The organism is Methylobacterium currus (assembly GCF_003058325.1).
Classification (GTDB): Bacteria; Pseudomonadota; Alphaproteobacteria; order Rhizobiales; family Beijerinckiaceae; genus Methylobacterium; species Methylobacterium currus.
Window position 1 is genome coordinate 722,993 of the sequence record NZ_CP028843.1, and the last position, 18,949, is coordinate 741,941.

The 18,949-nt window shown below is 70.9% G+C and carries 16 protein-coding genes; 10 read left to right on the plus strand and 6 right to left on the minus strand.

The features are described from left to right. Nucleotides 1–136: 136 nt before the first annotated feature. The 3 genes from DA075_RS03330 to DA075_RS03340 form a co-directional block, all read right to left on the minus strand. A complete protein-coding gene (locus tag DA075_RS03330; RefSeq protein ID WP_099952001.1) occupies nt 137–1,900 on the minus strand; it encodes an ABC transporter ATP-binding protein in 1,764 nt (587 codons plus the stop codon). Nucleotides 1,901–2,144: 244 nt separating this feature from the next. Continuing rightward, complete coding sequence (locus DA075_RS03335; protein ID WP_099952002.1) at nt 2,145–3,494, minus strand: MFS transporter; 1,350 nt, start codon at nt 3,492–3,494, stop codon at nt 2,145–2,147. Continuing rightward, a complete protein-coding gene (locus tag DA075_RS03340; RefSeq protein ID WP_414468065.1) occupies nt 3,491–4,030 on the minus strand; it encodes a PRC-barrel domain-containing protein in 540 nt (179 codons plus the stop codon). The genes DA075_RS03335 and DA075_RS03340 overlap by 4 nt, the downstream gene beginning before the upstream one ends. 674 nt (nt 4,031–4,704) lie before the next feature. On the opposite strand from DA075_RS03340, the gene DA075_RS03345 reads away from it, so the two are divergent. The 7 genes from DA075_RS03345 to DA075_RS03375 all read left to right on the plus strand — a co-directional run bounded on the left by DA075_RS03345 (nt 4,705) and on the right by DA075_RS03375 (nt 10,283). Continuing rightward, the gene (locus DA075_RS03345) at nt 4,705–5,475 is read left to right on the plus strand and encodes a pyridoxine 5'-phosphate synthase (RefSeq protein ID WP_099952003.1); all 771 of its coding nucleotides are present in this window, start codon (nt 4,705–4,707) and stop codon (nt 5,473–5,475) included. After that, nucleotides 5,472–5,873 carry a holo-ACP synthase gene (acpS, locus tag DA075_RS03350; RefSeq protein ID WP_099952004.1) on the plus strand — a complete coding sequence of 134 codons (402 nt, stop codon included), beginning with the start codon at nt 5,472–5,474 and terminating at the stop codon, nt 5,871–5,873. Before DA075_RS03345 ends, acpS begins: the two co-directional genes overlap by 4 nt. 150 nt (nt 5,874–6,023) lie before the next feature. Next, nucleotides 6,024–6,815, plus strand: a complete 792-nt coding sequence (lepB, locus tag DA075_RS03355; protein ID WP_099952005.1) for a signal peptidase I — start codon at nt 6,024–6,026, stop codon at nt 6,813–6,815. A gap of 100 nt (nt 6,816–6,915) precedes the next feature. Next, nucleotides 6,916–7,626, plus strand: coding sequence for a ribonuclease III (rnc, locus tag DA075_RS03360; protein ID WP_099956373.1), 711 nt, complete (start codon nt 6,916–6,918; stop codon nt 7,624–7,626). Further along, nucleotides 7,623–8,603 (plus strand): GTPase Era, encoded by a 981-nt coding sequence (gene era / locus DA075_RS03365; protein ID WP_099952006.1) that lies wholly within the window; start codon nt 7,623–7,625, stop codon nt 8,601–8,603. The genes rnc and era overlap by 4 nt, the downstream gene beginning before the upstream one ends. 2 nt (nt 8,604–8,605) lie before the next feature. Next, on the plus strand, nt 8,606–9,529 hold the full coding sequence (locus tag DA075_RS03370; protein ID WP_099952007.1) for a class I SAM-dependent methyltransferase: 924 nt from the start codon (nt 8,606–8,608) through the stop codon (nt 9,527–9,529). 10 nt (nt 9,530–9,539) lie between these two features. Then, nucleotides 9,540–10,283: a pseudouridine synthase gene (locus DA075_RS03375; protein WP_174800048.1), complete on the plus strand. Its 744-nt coding sequence runs from the start codon at nt 9,540–9,542 to the stop codon at nt 10,281–10,283. A 136-nt stretch (nt 10,284–10,419) separates the two neighbouring features. Here the strand turns inward: DA075_RS03375 and DA075_RS38485 are convergent, their stop codons facing one another. The 3 genes from DA075_RS38485 to DA075_RS03390 all read right to left on the minus strand — a co-directional run bounded on the left by DA075_RS38485 (nt 10,420) and on the right by DA075_RS03390 (nt 12,692). Beyond that, on the minus strand, nt 10,420–10,755 hold the full coding sequence (locus DA075_RS38485) for a type II toxin-antitoxin system RelE/ParE family toxin (RefSeq protein ID WP_099952008.1): 336 nt from the start codon (nt 10,753–10,755) through the stop codon (nt 10,420–10,422). Nucleotides 10,756–10,832: 77 nt separating this feature from the next. After that, nucleotides 10,833–10,991, minus strand: a complete 159-nt coding sequence (locus DA075_RS37355; protein ID WP_244936494.1) for a ribbon-helix-helix domain-containing protein — start codon at nt 10,989–10,991, stop codon at nt 10,833–10,835. A gap of 66 nt (nt 10,992–11,057) precedes the next feature. After that, complete coding sequence (locus DA075_RS03390) at nt 11,058–12,692, minus strand: ABC transporter substrate-binding protein (protein ID WP_099952009.1); 1,635 nt, start codon at nt 12,690–12,692, stop codon at nt 11,058–11,060. Between the two features lie 220 nt (nt 12,693–12,912). Between DA075_RS03390 and ahcY the strand changes: the two genes are divergently transcribed. From ahcY to tsaE, 3 genes are all read left to right on the plus strand, one after another. Beyond that, nucleotides 12,913–14,319 (plus strand): adenosylhomocysteinase, encoded by a 1,407-nt coding sequence (ahcY, locus tag DA075_RS03395; RefSeq protein ID WP_099952010.1) that lies wholly within the window; start codon nt 12,913–12,915, stop codon nt 14,317–14,319. 371 nt (nt 14,320–14,690) lie between these two features. Then, a complete protein-coding gene (locus tag DA075_RS03400) occupies nt 14,691–17,162 on the plus strand; it encodes a sensor histidine kinase (protein WP_099952011.1) in 2,472 nt (823 codons plus the stop codon). Nucleotides 17,163–17,419: 257 nt separating this feature from the next. Next, complete coding sequence (gene tsaE / locus DA075_RS03405) at nt 17,420–18,949, plus strand: tRNA (adenosine(37)-N6)-threonylcarbamoyltransferase complex ATPase subunit type 1 TsaE (protein WP_244936595.1); 1,530 nt, start codon at nt 17,420–17,422, stop codon at nt 18,947–18,949.

The following is an 18,949-nucleotide window of genomic DNA, read 5'->3' on the forward strand; positions in this document are numbered from 1 at the left end:
GGCCCCATCGAACAGGCCCTCGCGGAGCCTCGAGCCGTCCCCCCCAACGGCGAAGCGCCGGCTCACGCGAAGTGAACCGGCGCCAAGCCCCACGAAGGAGGAATAATCACTCTGGGCGGAGGGACGCCGGAGCCCCCTATGCCGCCTCGCGCGACAGCTTGATCGTCTCGCGCTGGATCAGGTCGCGGTAGAAGCCGTCGAGATGCACCAGGCGGTCCGGGGAGCCGTCCTGGATCACCTGGCCGCCGTCGAGCACCACGATCCGGTCGAAATCCTTCAGGGTCGAGAGCCGGTGCGCGATGGCGATCACGGTGCGGCCCTTCATCAGGTTGCCCAGCGCCTCGCGGATCGCCTCCTCCGACTCGGTATCGAGCGCCGAGGTGGCCTCGTCGAGGAGCAGGATCGGCGAGTCCTTCAGGATGGCACGGGCCACCGCGATGCGCTGGCGCTGGCCGCCCGAGAGCTTGACGCCGCGATCGCCCACGATGGTGTCGAAGCCACCCGGCAGGTCGTTGATGAAGTCGGTGCAGCGGGCGGCTTCCGCCGCGGCCCAGACTTCCTCGTCGGTCGCCTCAGGCCGGCCGTAGCGGATGTTCTCGCGCAACGAGCGGTGGAACAGGGAGATGTCCTGCGGCACCACCGTGATCGCCTCGCGCAAGCTCTCCTGCGTGACCCGGCCGATATCCTGGTCGTCGATCAGGATGCGGCCCTTCTGCGGGTCGTAGAAGCGCTGCAGCAGGGTGAACAGGGTCGACTTGCCGCCGCCGGAGCGGCCGACGAGGCCGACGCGCTGGCCGGGCTGGATGTCGAGGTTGAAGTCGCCGAACACCTCGCGGCCGTCCGGGTAGTTGAACCCCACGTTCTCGAAGGTGATGCGGGCGCCCTCGCCGACGAGGGGCTTCGCCTCCGGGTGGTCGCGCAGGTCGTGCGGCTGCAGGAGCGTGCGCAGGGCCTCCGACAGGCGGGCGGTGTGCTGGGTGACATCGACCAGGGCGACGGCGAGGTCGCGGGTCGCCGCCAGGATGGTGATGCCCAGCGTGCAGACCAGCACCACCTGACCGGCGGTGGCGGACCCCGCCTCCCACATCTTGATCGCCCAGTAGAGCAGGCCGAGCACCGCCACCACGGTGATCAGGGCGTGCATGATGCGCAGGCGCTCGAGGTAGAGGAGCGAGCGGCGCCGCGCCTTCATCTCGGTGCCGATGGTCTCGTCGAAGCGGGCGAATTCGCGCTTATAGGCCGAGAAGGCCCGCACGAGCGGCATGTTGCTCACCAGATCGACCATCTCGCCGTCGACGGAGGCGGCCTTCTCGGCGAAGTCGTGGTGCAGCGGCTTGCCGGCGGCGGCGATGCGGAACATCAGCACCACCACGCCGCCGCAGATGACGAGCAGGCCGAGCGCCATCGGCACGCTGACGCTGCCGACGTAGAGGATGGCGCCGAACGCCGCCGCACAGGGCGGCATCACGTTCCAGACGAACATGTTCTCGGCGGTGAAGATCGCGTTCGAGGTCGCGGTGATGCGGCTCGCCAGCGTGCCGGGCTGCCGGTCCGCGAAGTAGGACGGCGAATGCCCGGTCAGGTGCTGGAACAGGTCGCGGCGGATGTCGCCGGTGACGTTCACGAAGGTGAAGCTGGCGATCAGGCTCGCCACCCGCCACAGCATGTTGTCGGCGGCGATGAAGCAGATCAGCACGGTGAGGGCCGGCCAGATCAGGTTCGCCTCGGGCCCCTTGCCGAGGGCATCGACGACGCCCTTCAATCCGTATTGTGTGCTGACCGAGCAGGCCACGGCGCCCAGGACCGCGACCAGGATGGCCGCGTGGGGCACGATGCGGCGGCGCAGGTAGCGGGCCACGAAGGCCCAGGGCCGGTTGGCGTACGCGCAGAGGTCATCCATCGTGGCGATCGATCCCGGTTCTTCGCACGCGTGCGGCCCACGGTCGGGAGAGAAACGGGATGCAAGAATCCCGCCGCAATCTCTCCGCTTTCTCCCGCAAGCCCCACCCGCTTCTCGCAACGCGCAAGCGTCACCTTATGTTGCAGGCGAATGGTGCTGCCCCTCGTTTAATCCGTCGTTTCTGAACGGGAGTTGAGCGGCGCTGCGGTGCACACCGCTTTCCCGTCTCTCATCGCAACCCGACTCATGGCTCCTTCGGCCGCCGGGTCTCCGGCATGATCGCCAGGACCAGGACGAGGGCCAGGGCCGCCACCGCGGAGAGGCCCAGGAAGGCGGCGTGGGAGCCGAAATGGTCGGCCATGTACCCCGAGAGCGTGGTGCTGGCCGCCGCACCCAGGCCCATGGCGGTGCCGACGGCGCCGAGCGCCATGTTGAAGCGGCCGGTGCCGCGGGTGCAATCGGCCACGACGAGCGGCACCATCACGCCGAGCACCGCGGCCGAGATCCCGTCGAACACCTGCACCGCCACCAGCAGCTCGGGCGCGTCCGTGTAGGCGAAGAGCAGGCCGCGGATCGGCAGGGCGGCGAAGCCGAGGATGAGGAGCGGGCGCCGGCCATAGGCCTGGGCGGCGCGGCCGACCGCGGGCGCGATCAGCGCCATCACCAGCTGCGGGGCCATGATGCAGGCGGCGATCAGGATGGTGGCGGTCTGGCTCGTGCGCACCGTGAGCACGCTGCCGACCAGCGGCAGCATCGCCGCGTTGGCGACGAAGAACAGGGTGATGCAGGCGGCAAAGCACAAAAGCGCCCGGTTGGTGACGACGAGCTTCAGGCTCTCCCAGCCGCCGGGCGTCGCGCCGCCCTCGGGCGCCTGCGGGCGCACCAGGTCGATCTCGCTCGCACGCACGAACCACAGGGCGGCGAGCGTCGGCAGCGCCAGGGCGGCGGTGACGTAGAACACCGACTCGCTCGACAGGTAGTAGCCGCAGGCGCCCATGCCGGCGGCGGCGAGCGCGTTGCCGATCGAGGAGAAGCGGGCGTTGCGGCCGAGCCGTTCGCCCAAGCCCGCATGTCCCACGAGGCCGAGGCTGATCGCCGCGATGGCGGGGGTGAGCGTGCAGCTCGCGATCGAGTGCGCCGCCATGGAGAGCGCCACGATCAGGAAGGTCGGGAACAGGGCGAGGCCGGCGGCGGAGGCGCCGATCACCGCCACCGACAGGGCGGCGACGAAGCGCTTCGAGCGTACCCAGTCGACGAAGGCGCCGCCCGGCACCTGCCCGAACAGGCTGAACAGGCCGCCGATCGTGAGGACCAGCCCGATATCGGACTGGGTCCAGCTCTGCGAGGTGAAGTAGACCGCCACGAACGGGCCGAAGCCCGTCTGCAGGTTGGCGACGAAGAACGTAAAGGCGTCGAGCCCGCGGCTGCTGGTGAGCGAGGGCGCCGGCTTCTCCCGCCGCCGGCCCAGGGACGCACCGGCCCTATCACGGTCGCGGGTCGCATCCGGCCGGGGGTCCGGCCGCATCTCGGCGCGGGCGACCTCCCGGTCGCGGTGGGCGACGGGGCGGCGATGGGCCTGGCGCGGGCGCGTCATTTGTCCGGCGGGTTGCGCGCCGCGGCCTCGTCGGGGGCCGGGGGCGAGGCGGGGGCGGCCGCATTGGGCGGCGGCGTCGCGGGAGCCGGGGCGGCGGGTGCCGGCGCTGCCGCGGAGGCCGGCGCCGGCACAGGGCCGGCCGGACCCAGCACCACGATCGGGTCGCCGGGCTTGTACTCGGGCGAGACCCGCACCTGGTTCCGGTTGAGCTGCAGCACCGCGCGGCCCGGCTTGTTGTCGGCCGAGAAGTGCAGGGCGCGCCAATCGACCGCGATCTTGCGCGAGCCGACGCCGAGGAAGCCGCCGAAATCGATGATCGCGGCCCGCGGCCGGCCGTCCTTGTCGACGATGATGTCGATGATCCGGCCCATATCCTCGCCGGCGGCGCTGCGCACCGGCTTGCCGAGGACGCCGTCGTAATCCTGGGTGTCGAGGACCGTGGCCGGCGTGCCGGACGGGGTCGCCGGCGCCTGCGCGGCGGGGGCCGGGGCGGGAGCCGGGTTTGCCGGGGCCGGGTTCGCGGGAGGCTGGCTCACCGGGGCCTGCGCTGCCGGGGGAGGGGCCGCGGGGGCTTGCGCGCCGGGAGCCGGCGACGGGGCCGGCGAGGGCGCCGTCGGGGCGGGTGCCGCTGCCGGTGGCTTCTGGGCCTCCGCAGGCGACGAGCCCTGCTGCGCTTGCACCGCCGTCACGGCGGAAAGCGCGGCGAGCGCCGTCAGGATCGTCCGCAGGGCGCCTGGCACAATTCCTGGCAAACCGGCCTCTCGCAGGGTCACGCGACGCGTCTTCCCGGCAACCGTGGCCGGGGCCGGGGGTTCCGGCGGGGAGACGCCCCGATGGCGGAGGAACGCGGCGAAGTTGTGGGGGCGGAGCGGCAGGGGCAGCCGGGCGGGCGCGTCACCGCCGCGGTCGAGCCGTCGAGCAGACATCGTGGGCCTCCGGGGCAGGCGCGGCGGCCCGCCCGAGCATCGGTCGTCGGGTTATCGCGGCGCGGATGCGCCACGCCGGGCGGGCCTCCGGGCCCGCGCCGCGTACGGAGCACAGTGCGGCGCAGCGGGCGAGGTGTCCAGGCGGATGCCCCGCCGCCCCGCGCTTTCGCGGGGGAGTGTTGTTCCGCCATACGGGCGGCTGGCGGCGGCCGGGGGGCCACGCTACATCGCGGGCGTTCCTTCGAGAGCCCCCGTTCGAGAATCCCGCCCCGAGAAGTCCGTCAATGTCCGCTTCACCCCTCCGCCTCGGCGTCAACGTCGATCATGTCGCCACCCTGCGCAACGCCCGCGGCGGCACGATGCCGGACCCCGTGCGCGCGGCGCAGGCGGCGGTCGCGGCTGGGGCCGACGGCATCACCGCCCATCTGCGCGAGGACCGCCGCCACATCCGCGATGCCGATGTCGAGCGGCTGCGGCGCGAGATCGACCGGCCGCTGAACTTCGAGATGGCGGCGACCGAGGAGATGCTGGGCATCGCGCTCCGCCTGACGCCCCACGCCGCCTGCCTGGTGCCGGAGAAGCGCGAGGAGCGCACCACCGAGGGCGGGCTCGACATCGTCGGCGGCCGCGAGCACCTGGCGCCCGTGATCGGGCGGCTCGGCGAGGCCGGGGTGCGGGTCTCGCTGTTCGTCGAGCCGGAGGTGCATGTGATGGAGGCCGCGCGGGCGCTGGGCGCGCCGGTGGTCGAGCTGCACACCGGCACCTATTGCGAGGCCGTGATCGCGGGCGATGCGGCCAAGGTCCGGTCCGAGCTGGCGCGGCTCTCCCGCGCGGCCGAGCATGGCCACGCCCTCGGGCTCGAGATCCATGCCGGCCACGGCCTCACGGTCGACAGCGTCGGCCCGGTGGCGGCCCTGCCGCAGCTGCGCGAGCTGAATATCGGCCATGCCCTGATGGCAGAGGCGATCTTCGACGGGTTGCCCGCGGCGATCCGGGCGATGCGGGCCGCGATGGAGGCCGGCCGCCGGCAAGCCCAGGACGGGACCCGCGCATGATCGTCGGCATCGGCTCCGATCTCTGCGACATCCGCCGCATCGAGCGCTCGCTCGAGCGCTTCGGCGACCGCTTCACCCACCGGGTGTTCACCGAGGGCGAGCGCGCCCGCAGCGACCGGCGCGCCGCCCGCGCCCCATCCTATGCGCGGCGCTTCGCCGCCAAGGAGGCCTGTTCCAAGGCGCTCGGCACCGGCATGAGCCACGGCGTGTTCTGGCGCGACATGGAGGTGGTGAACCTGCCCGGCGGCCGGCCGACCCTGCACCTGACCAATGGCGCGGCCGAGCGCCTCGCCGCCCTGATCCCGCCTGGCCACCGCCCGGTTCTGCACGTGACGCTGACCGACGATCCGCCGCTCGCCCAGGCCTTCGTCATCATCGAGGCGTTGCCGGAGCGGTGATTCGCGAAGGGGTGATTCGCCCCTGGCTGCGCCGCCGCGTTGCGGGCGGGCAAGCGTTGGTCTAGACCCCCCGCACCGCGCATAAAGCCGGCCGCGTGCCCTCGGCGGGTGCCCAGGCGACATCTGCACGGACCGCCGGAGAGAACGAGTATGGATCGCGCACGCACGGACCAGGACCTGAAACGCGGCAAGGACGCCGGCCTGTGGGACTCGATCAAGGAAACCGTCAAGGTCGGCGTCCAGGCGCTCCTGATCGCCGTCGTGGTCCGCACCCTGCTGTTCCAGCCGTTCAACATCCCGTCCGGCTCGCTGATCCCGACCCTGTTGATCGGTGACTACCTCTTCGTCTCGAAGTACTCGCTCGGCTATTCGAAGTACTCGCTGCCGCTGAGCGAGTACCTGCCGTTCGAGGCCAAGGGCCGGATCTGGGGTGCGTCGCCCAAGCAAGGCGACATCGTGGTGTTCAAGCTGCCGAAGGACAACGCCACCGACTACATCAAGCGAGTGATCGGCCTGCCGGGCGACCGGATCCAGGTGATCGAGGGCGTGCTCAACATCAACGGCCGGCCGGTGAAGCGCGAGCGCATCGCCGATTACTCGACCACCGACGCCTTCGGCCAGCCGACCCTGGTGCCGCAATACCGCGAGACCCTGCCCAGCGGCGTCACCCACGAGATCATCGAGCGCGACGGCGACCGCGGCCTGTGGGACAACACCCAGGTCTACACCGTGCCGCCGAACCACTTCTTCATGATGGGCGACAACCGCGACAACTCCACCGATTCGCGCGACCTCGGCAATGTCGGCTACGTGCCGTACGAGAACCTGATCGGCAGGGCCGAGGTGATCTTCTTCTCGATCGACGAGGGCGCCGCCGCCTGGCAGATCTGGAACTGGCCGTGGACGGTGCGCTGGAACCGGCTGTTCAAGCCGATCCACTGACGGGAGCTTGAACGAGTTGAGCGACGCCGACGCCGCCACGCCGCAGGCCGACCCGCCGGCCCCCGCACCGGGTGAGGCCCCGCCGCGGCGCAAGCGCGGGATGCGGCGCCGGCCCGACCTCTCGGTGCTGGAGGAGCGGATCGGCCACCGCTTCGCCGACCGCGACCTCCTGGTGCGGGCGCTGACCCATGTCAGCGCCACCAACGGCCGGGGCAGCTACCAGCGCCTCGAATTCCTCGGCGACCGGGTGCTCGGCCTCGCCGTGGCCGACGGGCTCTACAATGCCCTGCCGGGCGCCGACGAGGGCGACCTGTCGCGGCGGCTGTCGAGCCTGGTGCGGCGCGAGAGCTGCGCCATGGTGGCCAATGCCTGGGAGGTCGGCCCGCACCTGAATCTCGGCGGCGGCGAGGTGCATGGCGGCGGGCGCCGCAACTCGGCGATCCTCGCCGATGTCTGCGAGGCGATCCTGGGCGCGATCTTCCTCGATGCCGGCTACGGCGCCGCCAAGGTGGTGATCGACCGCGCCTTCGAGGCCGACCGCCAGACGGAAGGGACGCGCAGCCGCGACCCGAAATCCGCGTTGCAGGAATGGGCGCAGGCGCAAGGCTGGCCGACGCCGGTCTACGAGGTGGTGGAGCGGGCCGGGCCCGACCACGCCCCGCAATTTCGTATCGAGGCCCGGGTCACCGGCGTCGCGCCCGGCATCGGCATCGGCGGCTCGAAGCGCCTGGCCGAGCAGACGGCCGCGCGTGCGCTCCTGGTGCGCGAGGGGCTGTGGACCGGGGACGAGCCCGGGGAGCAGGCAGAATGACCGACGAGACCACCGCCAGAACCGACGACACCGGCCCCGAAGAGTCCGGCCCACCGCAGGCGACCCAGCAGGAGCCCCACCAGGAGACCCGGGCAGGCTTCGTCGCCCTGATCGGCGTGCCGAATGCCGGCAAGTCGACCCTGCTCAACAGCCTCGTCGGCACCAAGGTGTCGATCGTCTCGCGCAAGGTGCAGACCACCCGGGCGCTGGTGCGCGGGATCGCCATGGAGGGGGCGGCGCAGATCGTCCTCGTCGACACTCCCGGCATCTTCGCGCCCAAGCGGCGCCTCGACCGGGCGATGGTGACCTCCGCCTGGAGCGGCGCGGCGGATGCGGACGCGGTCTGCCTCCTGATCGACGCCCGGAAAGGCGTGGACGAGGAGGTCGACGCGATCCTCAACCGGATGCCGGAGCTGAAGCGCCCGAAATACCTGGTGCTCAACAAGATCGACGTGATCGCCCGCGAGCGCCTGCTGGCGCTCGCCGCCTCGCTCAACGAGCGGGTGCAATTCGAGCGCATCTTCATGATCTCGGCGCTGACCGGCGACGGCGTCGACGACCTGCGCCGCGAACTCGCGACCCGGATGCCCGTGAGCCCCTGGCTCTATCCCGAGGATCAGGTCTCCGACGCGCCCCTGCGGATGCTCGCTGCCGAGATCACGCGCGAGAAGATCTACGACCGGCTGCACGAGGAGCTGCCCTATTCCTCGACCGTCGAGACCGACCAGTGGCAGGTCCGGCCCGACGGCTCGGTGCGGATCGAGCAGACCATCTTCGTCGAGCGCGAGAGCCAGCGGAAGATCGTGCTCGGCAAGGGTGGCCAGACCATCAAGGCCATCGGCCAAGCCGCGCGGATCGACATCGCCGAGGCGGCCGAGGCCAAGGTCCACCTGTTCCTGTTCGTGAAGGTGCGGGAGAACTGGGCCGACGATCCGGAGCGCTACCGCGAGATGGGCCTGGAATTCCCCCGCGGCTGATCGTGACCGACCTCGCTCTCGCCCGGCCGGGCGTCTACGGCCATCCGCCCGCCGACCTCGTCGAGGTGCCCGACGGCGCCGTGCAGCTCTCGCCCCTCGTGCCGGGCGCCGCCGCCCTGGAGGAGCTTCCCCCCGGCGTATTGGCGGGGGCCACCGTGCTGGCCCCGCCCGGCACCCTGGAGCGCCGCTACACCCTGGCGCTGGCCCTGCGGGCGCTCGCGCCCGGTGCGCCCCTCACCGTGCTCGCGCCGAAGGACCGCGGCGGCTCGCGGCTCTCTCGCGAGCTCTCCGGCTTCGGCTGCCGCCTCGACGAGACCGCCAAAAGCCACCACCGCATCGTCCGCACCGTGCGGCCGGACGAACCGGCCGGGCTCGACGCGTCCATCGCCGAGGGCGCGCCGCAGCACCTCTCCGAACTCGGCCTGTGGACGCAGGCGGGCATCTTCTCCTGGAACCGGATCGATCCCGGCACCGCCCTGCTGATCGCGCATCTGCCGGCGCTCTCCGGGCGCGGCGCCGATCTCGGCTGCGGCCTCGGCGTCCTCGCCCGGGCGGTTCTGGCTTCTACCAAGGTGACGGGCCTCGCGCTCGTCGACAACGACCGCCGGGCCGTCGCGGCGGCGCGGCGCAACGTCGAGGATCCCCGCGTCACGCTTCGCTGGGCGGATGCCCGGGCGGTCGATGCCGTGCCGGAGCGCCTCGACTTCGTGGTGATGAACCCGCCCTTCCACGAGGGCGGCGCCGAGGACCGGGCGCTCGGCCAGGCCTTCATCCGCCGGGCCGCGGCGGCTCTGCGGCCGGGCGGCACGCTCTGGCTCACCGCCAACACCCATCTGCCCTACGAGGCGACCCTGGCGGAGGTGTTTCGCGAGGTGACGCAACGGGCCGCCGCGCAGGGTTACAAGATCCACGAGGCGCGCAAATGAGCGCTCGACGATGAGCAGCAAGGCGAAGGTGGCGTCGGTCCGGCTCGACCGACTGCTCGCCAATCTCGGCTACGGCTCGCGCCGCGAGATCCAGATGCTGGCCCGCGCCGGCACGATCGTCCTCGACGGGTCCCCCTTGCGCGACGCCGACCAGCGCATCGCCCTCGACCCGGACCTGTCGTCCCGCCTCACCGTCAGCGGCAAATCCCTCGACCCGCTCCCCGGAATGGCGCTGATGCTGCACAAGCCGCTCGGCGTCACCTGCTCGCACAAGGAGGCCGGCCCGCTGGTCTACGGCCTGCTGCCGCCGCGCTGGCGCCGCCGCGAGCCGCCGCTCTCCACCGTCGGCCGCCTCGACAAGGAGACGTCCGGTCTCCTCCTCCTCACCGACGACGGTGCGCTGCTACACCGGATCATCTCGCCGAAGGCCAGCGTGTCGAAGCGCTATCAGGTGACGCTGGATCGCCCCTTGCGCGGCGACGAGGGGGCGATCTTCGCCTCCGGCACCCTGATGCTGGAGGGCGAGGAGAAGCCGCTGCTGCCGGTGACCCTGGAGGTGCACGGTCCGACGAGTGCCGCCGTGACCCTGACGGAGGGCCGCTACCATCAGGTCCGGCGGATGTTCGCGGCGGTCGGCAACCACGTTGCGGCGCTTCATCGGGATCGGGTCGGGGCGCTCGACCTGCCGGCCGACCTGGAGCCTGGGCAGTACCGGGTGATGGGGGAGGGGGACGTGGCGCGGGTATTTGGCTAGGACTCTTCAGATCCCCAGGCTCAAGTCCCTGCGGCCGTCGAGAACAGCGACGACGCGACGGTTTCGACGAGTTCGTCGTCCGTCTCATACCATCGCGCTTTCGCATCGACACGTCGATGCGAAAGCGTCCGGCGCATCAGCGCCGGCGCCCATTCGGGCTTAGCCAGCGCCTTCGAACGAGTCCGTTCGAAAGCGCTGCGGTATCAGGCGTGATCTCATAGCGGACGATATAGGGCGGTTCCACAAGGACATGCGCTCCGGGTCGAATATCAGGGCGTCGCGGCCCCATCCTCGGATGTTCTCGCAGCTTCTCGGCTCGATGTTCGACGCGATCGTAGATGCACTCGGCCGCGACCGGACTGTGTAGGCCGATAATTAGATAGATATCGAGAAGAGCGTCACGAGCCAATCTCGACCACGAAATTCTAAACGTCACGATCGTTGCGCAATGCAGCGAGACGGTTGCGCGCATCCTGCCTCAAAGCTTTGAAATTGACCTCGCCGGCGGATCCGCTGGCCTTGCCTTCATCCCGGGCTTGCTGCAACCGCTCAAGGTCGTGGGCGCATCTGCCGCCGGTCCGACCACAGGCGCACGGCGTCGCGCACCGCCTCGCTCGTTGACGCATAGTCTCCCGCTTCGACGGCGGCGCGGATCTGCGCCGCCATCGGCTCGGGAAAGACGACCGTCAGGCGCTCGATGTGCGCCATGGGGAGACCCGTACGCTCCGAAGGCGTATGAACAGGGCATACATGTTCACACACGACGAGGCGTTCTCACCCCAGCGTCGTCAAATCCTGGAACCAGTGCTGCGCCTGGGTGTAGCCCTTCACCTTGGCCGAGAGCGCGTGCGGGTTGGTGTCGTGCACGACCCAGACCTGCACCGCGTCGTCCACCACGATCTCGTGGATGCGCGCCAGCATCTTGTCCTGCTCGGCCGGGTCGAAGCTCGCCCGCACCGCGTCGCAGAGCCGGTCGACCTCCGGGTTGCGGTAGTGGCTCCAGTTCACGCCGGTCGGCGCGACCTGCTTCGAATCGTAGAAGCGCAGGATGGCGTAGAGCGGATCCGAGGTGACGTAGGCGATGTTGCTGCCGGTGATGCCCTTCATCGACGGGTCGGCGGCGCCCTGGCGCCAGGCGGTGTAGGCGACCTCCAGCTCGACCGCCTGGAACTCGAGCGCGATGCCGATCTCGGCCCAGCTCTGCTGCACGAACTCGTTGATCGGCAGCGACAGCATCTGCCCCGAGCCGCCGGTCGGGACGATGAACTTGGTGCGCAGCGGGTTCTGGACCGAGTAGCCCGCCTCCTTCATCAGCTTGCGCGCCGCATCGACGTCATACTTGATCTGGAATCCCGGCTTGCCGAACCACGGGCTCGACGGCTGCACCTGACCCAGAGCCGGGGTCGCCAGGCCGCCCATCAGCGCCGCGACGCCCTCGCGGTCGATGGCGAGGTTGGCGGCCTTGCGCAGGCGCAGGTCGCGCCACGGGCTGCCCTCCAGCATCGACAGGTGGTAGTTCCAGACATGCGGCGTGTCGTTGCCGGTCACCCGCATGCCGGCGCCCTTGAGGCGCGGCACCGCGTCGGGGGCGGGCAGCTCGATCAGGTCGGCATTGCCCGAGAGGAGGGCATTCGCCCGCGACAGATCCTCCGGCATGCAGGCGAGCGTCAGCTTCGCGAGCCGCGGCATGCGCTTGGGGTTCCAGTAGGTCGGATTCGGCACCAGCTCCAGGCGCACCCGCGGCACCAGGGCGGCCAGCCGATAGGGCCCGGTGCCGGAGGGCTGGAAGGCGAACTTGGTCCAGTCGCGACCCACCGCCTCGTATTGCGCCGGCGACGAGATCAGGAACCACAGCATCTGGTAGGGAAACAGCGCGTCGACCGCCTTGGTGGTGACCTGCACCGTCTTGGCGTCGAGCTTCCTGTAGGAGGCCACCGAGGGCAGGCGCGGGCGCACCTGCGAGGCCTGGCGCTGGTCGTAATGCGGGGCCTTGGCGTCGAGCACCTTGTCGAAGTTCCAGATCACCGCGTCGGCATCGAACGCCGACCCGTCGTGGAACGTGACGCCCTCGCGCAGGCGGAAGACCCAGTTGCGCCGATCCGCGGCGTCGCTCTCCCAGGAGGTGGCGAGGCCCGGCACCAGCTTGCCCGGCCGGTCGGCGACGTCGAGTTCCCAGGCGACCAGAGGATCGTAGAGGGTGAGCCCGGTGAACTGGTAGCCGCCCGCCCCGCGGTCCGGCTGGCCGGTGGTGAGCGGCAGGTCGAACAGCGAGATGCCGTAGGTCAGGCTGCCGGACGCCGTCCTTTCGGCAAGAGTCCCTTGCGCCAAGACGGCCCCCGTCGGCCCGAGGGCCGCGAGGGCCGAGGCGCCGGCGAGCAGCTGGCGGCGCGAGAGGGAGGCGTGACGCATGAGAAGAACCCCGGCTGGCGCGGCCCGTCCGGCCGCGTGACGCGCCTGACCTCTGCAAGTCGCGTGCAAACGCGGCTGCAAGTCGCGCGCAAGCGCGGCCGGTACGGTGCCCCGCCCACCTTCGAAGCGGTCGCATAAAGACATCTTTATATCTTGATTGCCTCCCCGCCGGGGGGCTGCTATAGGCGCAGCCGAACCGGCCGATACGGGGAGCCCGACCATGCCGAGCAATACGGATTACATCGTCAAGGACATCGCGCTGGCCGATTTCGGCCGCAAGGAGATCGCGATCGCCGAGACCGAGATGCCCGGCCTGATGGCCGTGCGCCAGGAATACGCCGCGAGCCAGCCGCTGAAGGGCGCCAAGATCGCCGGCTCGCTGCACATGACGATCCAGACCGCGGTGCTGATCGAGACCCTGAAGGCTCTCGGCGCCGATATCCGCTGGGTGTCGTGCAACATCTACTCGACCCAGGACCACGCTGCCGCCGCCATCGCCGCCGCCGGCATCCCGGTCTTCGCCATCAAGGGCGAGACCCTGAAGGATTACTGGGACTACACCGCCAAGCTGTTCGAGTGGCATGACGGCGGCATGCCGAACATGATCCTCGATGACGGCGGCGATGCCACGATGTTCGTGCATCTGGGCCTGCGCGCCGAGCAGGGCGACACCGCCTTCCTCGACAAGCCGGGCTCCGAGGAGGAGGAGATCTTCTTCGCGCTCCTCAAGCGCATGCTGGCCGAGAAGCCGAAGGGCTGGTTCGCGGGTCTCGCCGAGTCGATCAAGGGCGTCTCGGAGGAGACCACTACCGGCGTGCACCGCCTGTACCTGCTCGCCAAGGAGGGCAAGCTCCTCTTCCCGGCGATCAACGTCAACGACGCGGTTACCAAGTCGAAGTTCGACAACCTCTATGGCTGCCGCGAGTCGCTGGTCGACGGCATCCGCCGCGGCACCGACGTGATGATGGCCGGCAAGGTCGCGATGGTCGCGGGCTTCGGCGATGTCGGCAAGGGCTCGGCCGCCTCGCTCCGCAACGCCGGCTGCCGCGTCATGGTCTCGGAGGTCGACCCGATCTGCGCGCTCCAGGCCGCGATGGAGGGCTACGAGGTCACCACCATGGAAGACGCCGCGCCCCGCGCCGACATCTTCGTGACCGCGACCGGCAACAAGGACGTCATCACCCTCGACCACATGCGGGCGATGAAGGACCGGGCCATCGTCTGCAACATCGGCCACTTCGACAACGAGATCCAGGTCGCGGGTCTCAAGAACCTGAAGTGGCAGAACATCAAGCCGCAGGTGGACGAGATCGAGTTCGCCGACGGCCACCGCATCATCCTCCTGTCGGAGGGCCGCCTGGTGAACCTCGGCAACGCCATGGGCCACCCGTCCTTCGTGATGTCGGCGTCCTTCACCAACCAGACGCTCGCCCAGATCGAGCTCTGGACCAACCCGGGCAAGTACGAGAAGAAGGTCTATACCTTGCCCAAGGCCCTCGACGAGAAGGTCGCGGCGCTGCATCTCGAGAAGATCGGCGTCAAGCTGACCAAGCTGCGCGAGGACCAGGCCGCCTATATCGGCGTCAGCCAGGCCGGCCCGTTCAAGCCCGACCACTACCGTTACTGATCGACGCAGCGATCACATAGTGATCGAAGGGAGCCCGGCCGAAAGGCCGGGCTTTTTCGTGTGCGTGTACGATCGCCTGCCGCGGTTGCACGATCGGGTCAGGAACTAATGTTCCGTCTTTGTTCTGCCTCAGGTGTGGCATTTCTGTGCTCTTGACGATGCTCCGAGCGGGCGACGACGGCCTCCCCCCAATTCACCCCTTCCGGCGCGAATCCGCGCCGCGCTAAACTCAGCCCGAATCTCTGGGGAGGGGAACCGCGCCGCGGTCGCGGGCGGCTCCCGGCGGTCATTCGAGGCGTAGCGTTCAGGTCGTGAGGCGTGCCGGTCCGGTCGAGGGCCGGCAGGCCGGTTCGCGTGGAGACGGACGGATCATGGGGGTTGGACGTACGCCGCGACGGCTCGGCGGCCGCGCGGGCGCCGGCGTATTGGGCGGTGCACTGGGCCTCGCGGCCGCCGCCCAGGCTGCGGAGACCGCCCCGGGGCTGCACGCGCACAATGCCGTCGGCTTCGCGGTGCTGATCGGCCTGACGATCTTCGCCACGATCCTGTCGCTGATCTACCTGCGCGAGCGCGCCCGCTGGGCCCGGCGCGAGCACACCCTGACGGCTGAGCTCGCCGAGCTGCGCGGCGCCCACGACCGGGCCGACCTGCTGCTCGGCTCCGAGCCGCAGGTCGTCGTGACCTGGGATGCCCGCGGCGAGCCGCGGGTCGAGGGCGATGTCGGCATCACCGCGGAGGGCTCCCGGCCGGGCTCGGTCCGGCGGGTGCTCGCCTTCGGGGCCTGGCTCATGCCCGCCGACGCCGCCGCCCTCGACGCTGCCGTCGAGTCCTTGCGCGGGCGCGGCGAGCGCTTCCGCCGCACCGTCCACACGCCCCAGGGCCGCACCATCGAGGCGCAAGGCCAGGCGGTGGGGGGGCAGGCGCTCCTGCGCCTGCGCGAGCTGACCGGCGAGCGCCAGGAACTGGTCGAGCTGCGCGCCACCCTGGAGGAGGCTCGTCACGGCCTCTCGGCCCTGTCCGGCCTCCTCGACGCGATCCCGCAGCCGGTCTGGCGCCGTGGCCGCGACGGGCGCCTGGCCTGGGCCAACGCCGCCTACGTCGCCGCCGCGGAGGCGGGCGACAGCGCCCGCGCGGTGCGCGAGGGGGCGGAACTCCTCGAGCGCACCGCCCGCGAGGAGGCCGAGCGCCGCCGCTCCCGGGGCGGGACCGGTCCCTTGCGGGTCTCCGCCGTCGTGGCGGGCGCGCGCCGCACCCTCGACGTCACCGAGGTCCCGACCGAGGCCGGCACCGTCGGCATCGCGGTCGACGTCTCGGAGCTCGAGAGCGTGCGCGCCGACCTGCAGCGCCAGATGGACGCCAATGTCCGCACGCTCGACCAGCTGCCCACCGCCGTCGCGATGTTCGACGCGCGCCAGCAGCTGATCTTCCACAATGCCGCCTACCGCCAGCTCTGGGACCTCGATCCCGCCTTCCTGGAGGGGCGGCCCCTCGACGGCGAGATCCTCGACACCCTGCGCAACGCCCGTAAATTGCCCGAGCAGGCGGATTTCCGCAGCTGGAAGGCCGGTGTGCTCGCCGCCTACCGGGCGGCGGAGGCGCAGGAGACCTGGTGGCACCTGCCGGACGGGCGCACCCTGCGCGTCCTCGCCGACCCGAACCCGCAAGGGGGGCTGACCTACCTGTTCGAGGACGTGTCCGAGCGGGTCCACCTCGAATCGCGCTACAACGTGCTGATGCAGGTGCAGAGCGAGACGCTCGACACCCTGCGCGAGCCGGTGGCGGTGTTCGGCACCGACGGGCGGCTGAAATTCGCCAACCGGGCCTTCGCCCAGGTCTGGCGCATCGGCCCCGAGATGCTGGAGGTCCAGCCCCATATCGACCAGGTGATCGCGGTCTGCCGCACCCTGAGCCCGGCCGAGGAGCCGTGGACGCAGATCCGCGAGGCGGTGACCGGCCTGGTGGACGCCCGCCACGGCCTCGCCTGCCGGCTGGCGCTCGCCGACGGCACCATGCTCGACTGCGCCGCCGAGCCACTGCCGGACGGTGCGACGCTGCTGACCCACATCGACGTGACGGCGAGCGTCAATGTCGAGCGGGCGCTCACCGACAAGAACGAGGCGCTGGAGCGCACCACCCGCCTGCGCGACGAGTTCGTGCACCACGTCTCCTACGAGCTGCGCTCGCCGCTCACCAACATCATCGGCTTCACCGAGCTTCTCGGCGACGAGACCGTCGGCGCCCTCAACCCGCGCCAGCGCGAATATGCCGACCACATCATGCGCTCCTCGGCTGCGCTCCTCGTCATCATCAACGACATCCTCGACCTTGCCTCGATCGATGCCGGCTCGATGGAGCTGACGCGCGAGCGGGTCGACGTGCAGACCACCATCGCGGCGGCGGTGCGCGGCATCGGCGACCGGCTGGCGGAGGCCGACATCGCCCTCGTCCTCGACGTGCCACCGGACATCGGCAGCTTCGTCGCCGACGGCAAGCGCGTCCGCCAGATCCTGTTCAACCTGCTCTCCAACGCGGTCGGCTTCTCGGCGCCGGGCCAGCAGGTGAGGGTCTGCGCCCGCAAGGACGGTGAGAGCCTGGTGCTCGAGGTGATCGACCAGGGCCGCGGCATGCCGCCCGAGGTGATGGAGCGGGTGTTCGAGCGCTTCGAGAGCCACACGCTCGGCACCCGCCACCGGGGGGTGGGCCTGGGCCTGTCGATCGTGCGTTCCTTCGTCGAGCTGCATGGCGGGCGCATCGACATCGCATCCTCCCCCGGCGCCGGCACGAGGGTCACCTGCACCTTCCCGGTCGGCGACGGCGAGGCCCATCTGGCGGCGGCCGAGTAGCCGGCAGGGCGGCCGCCGTGGGACAGCGTTTCGTGCCGGCGGGTGACGGGGTCGGGAAATTCCGGCACCTTGGGCGCGTTGTCTCCGGCCGGCTTGCGACCGGCCGACTTGGGCGTATCGTCTCCGGCCGGTCGGTCCGGGCATGGTGTCGCACGAGCCCGAGGACGGCCGGGAAGGATTAAGGTTCATGGGCTATGACGGGGCTCGACGCCCCTGATGGGCCCGTGAGCGAGGATGGCGGAGTGGACCAGGAGGGCATGGCCGAGCGCACACCCTGGGAGATCGTGCTGCCGGACGAGAGCGCGACCGAGGATCTCGGCCGCTTCCTCGCCGAGATCCTGCGGCCGGGCGACCTGGTGGCGCTTTCCGGCGGGCTCGGCGGCGGCAAGACGACGCTGGCCCGGGCGATCATCCGCGAGATCGTCGGCGATCCGGACCTCGAAGTCCCGAGCCCGACCTTCACGCTCGTCCAGCCCTACGAGGGCCGCACCGGGCAGGCGGTGGTCCATGCCGACCTCTACCGGCTGCGCGGGCCCGACGAGCTGATCGAGCTCGGCTTCGACGAGATGACCGAGCGGGCGATCGCGCTGGTCGAGTGGCCCGACCGGCTGCCGCCGCGCCACGGCCCGACCCTCGCCATCGACCTCGCCCTGAAGCCCGAATTCGGCGACGACGCCCGTCTCGCCCGCCTGATCGGCGGCGGCGGCCTCGGCGGCCGGCTGATGCGGGCGCGGGCCCTGCGCGTGCTGCTCGACCGCTCCGGCTGGGGCGAGGCCGAGCGGACCCACATGCAGGGCGACGCGTCGAGCCGGTCCTACGAGCGCCTGACCAATCCGGACGGAGCCAAGGCCGTGCTGATGGTCTCGCCGCCCAAGGCCGACGGGCCGCCGGTGCGGGACGGCAAGCCCTACAGCGCCATCGTCCACCTCGCCGAGAGCGTGCACGCCTTCGTGGCGATGGATCGTGGCCTGCGGGCCCTGGGGCTCAGTGCCCCGAAGATCCTGGGCGAGGACCTGGAGGCGGGGCTCCTCATCCTCGAAGACCTCGGCACCGAGCCGGTGGCCGACCAGAACGGCCCGCGTCCCGAGCGCTACGCCGAGGCCGTTAAGGTGCTGGCGCGCCTGCACGGCACGGCCCTGCCCGGGGTGCTGCCGGTGGCCGAGGGCCGCGACCACGTTTTGCCGCCTTATGACCGCGAGGCCCTGCTGTTCGAGGCCGAGCTCCTGCCCGAATGGTACGCGCCCTACGTGGCCAACACCCCGTTGGCGCCGGGCGCGAAGGCGTCCTTCGTCGCCGCCTGGAGCGAGGCGCTGGAAGGCCTCGAGGCCGAAGAGCGGACCTGGACCCTGCGCGACTACCACTCGCCCAACCTGATCTGGCTGCCCGAGCGCGACGGGATCGAGCGCATCGGCCTGATCGACTTCCAGGATGCGGTGCTCGGCCACCCGGCCTACGACGTCGCCTCGCTGCTCCAGGATGCCCGGGTCGATGCCAGCGCCGAGTTCGAGCTTCGCCTGCTCGGCCTCTACGCCCGCGAGCGCAAGATGCGCGACGCCGAGTTCGACATGCAGGGCTTCGCCCGCGCCTACGCGGTGCTGGGAGCCCAGCGCGCGACCAAGATCCTCGGCATCTTCGCCCGCCTCGACCGGCGCGACGGCAAGCCGGGCTATCTCGCCCACCTGCCGCGCATCGAGGGCTACCTTGCCCGCAACCTCGCCCACCCGGCGCTCGCCGGCGTGCGGGCCTGGTATGCCGCGCACCTGCCGCGCCTCTGCCCCGAACCTTGA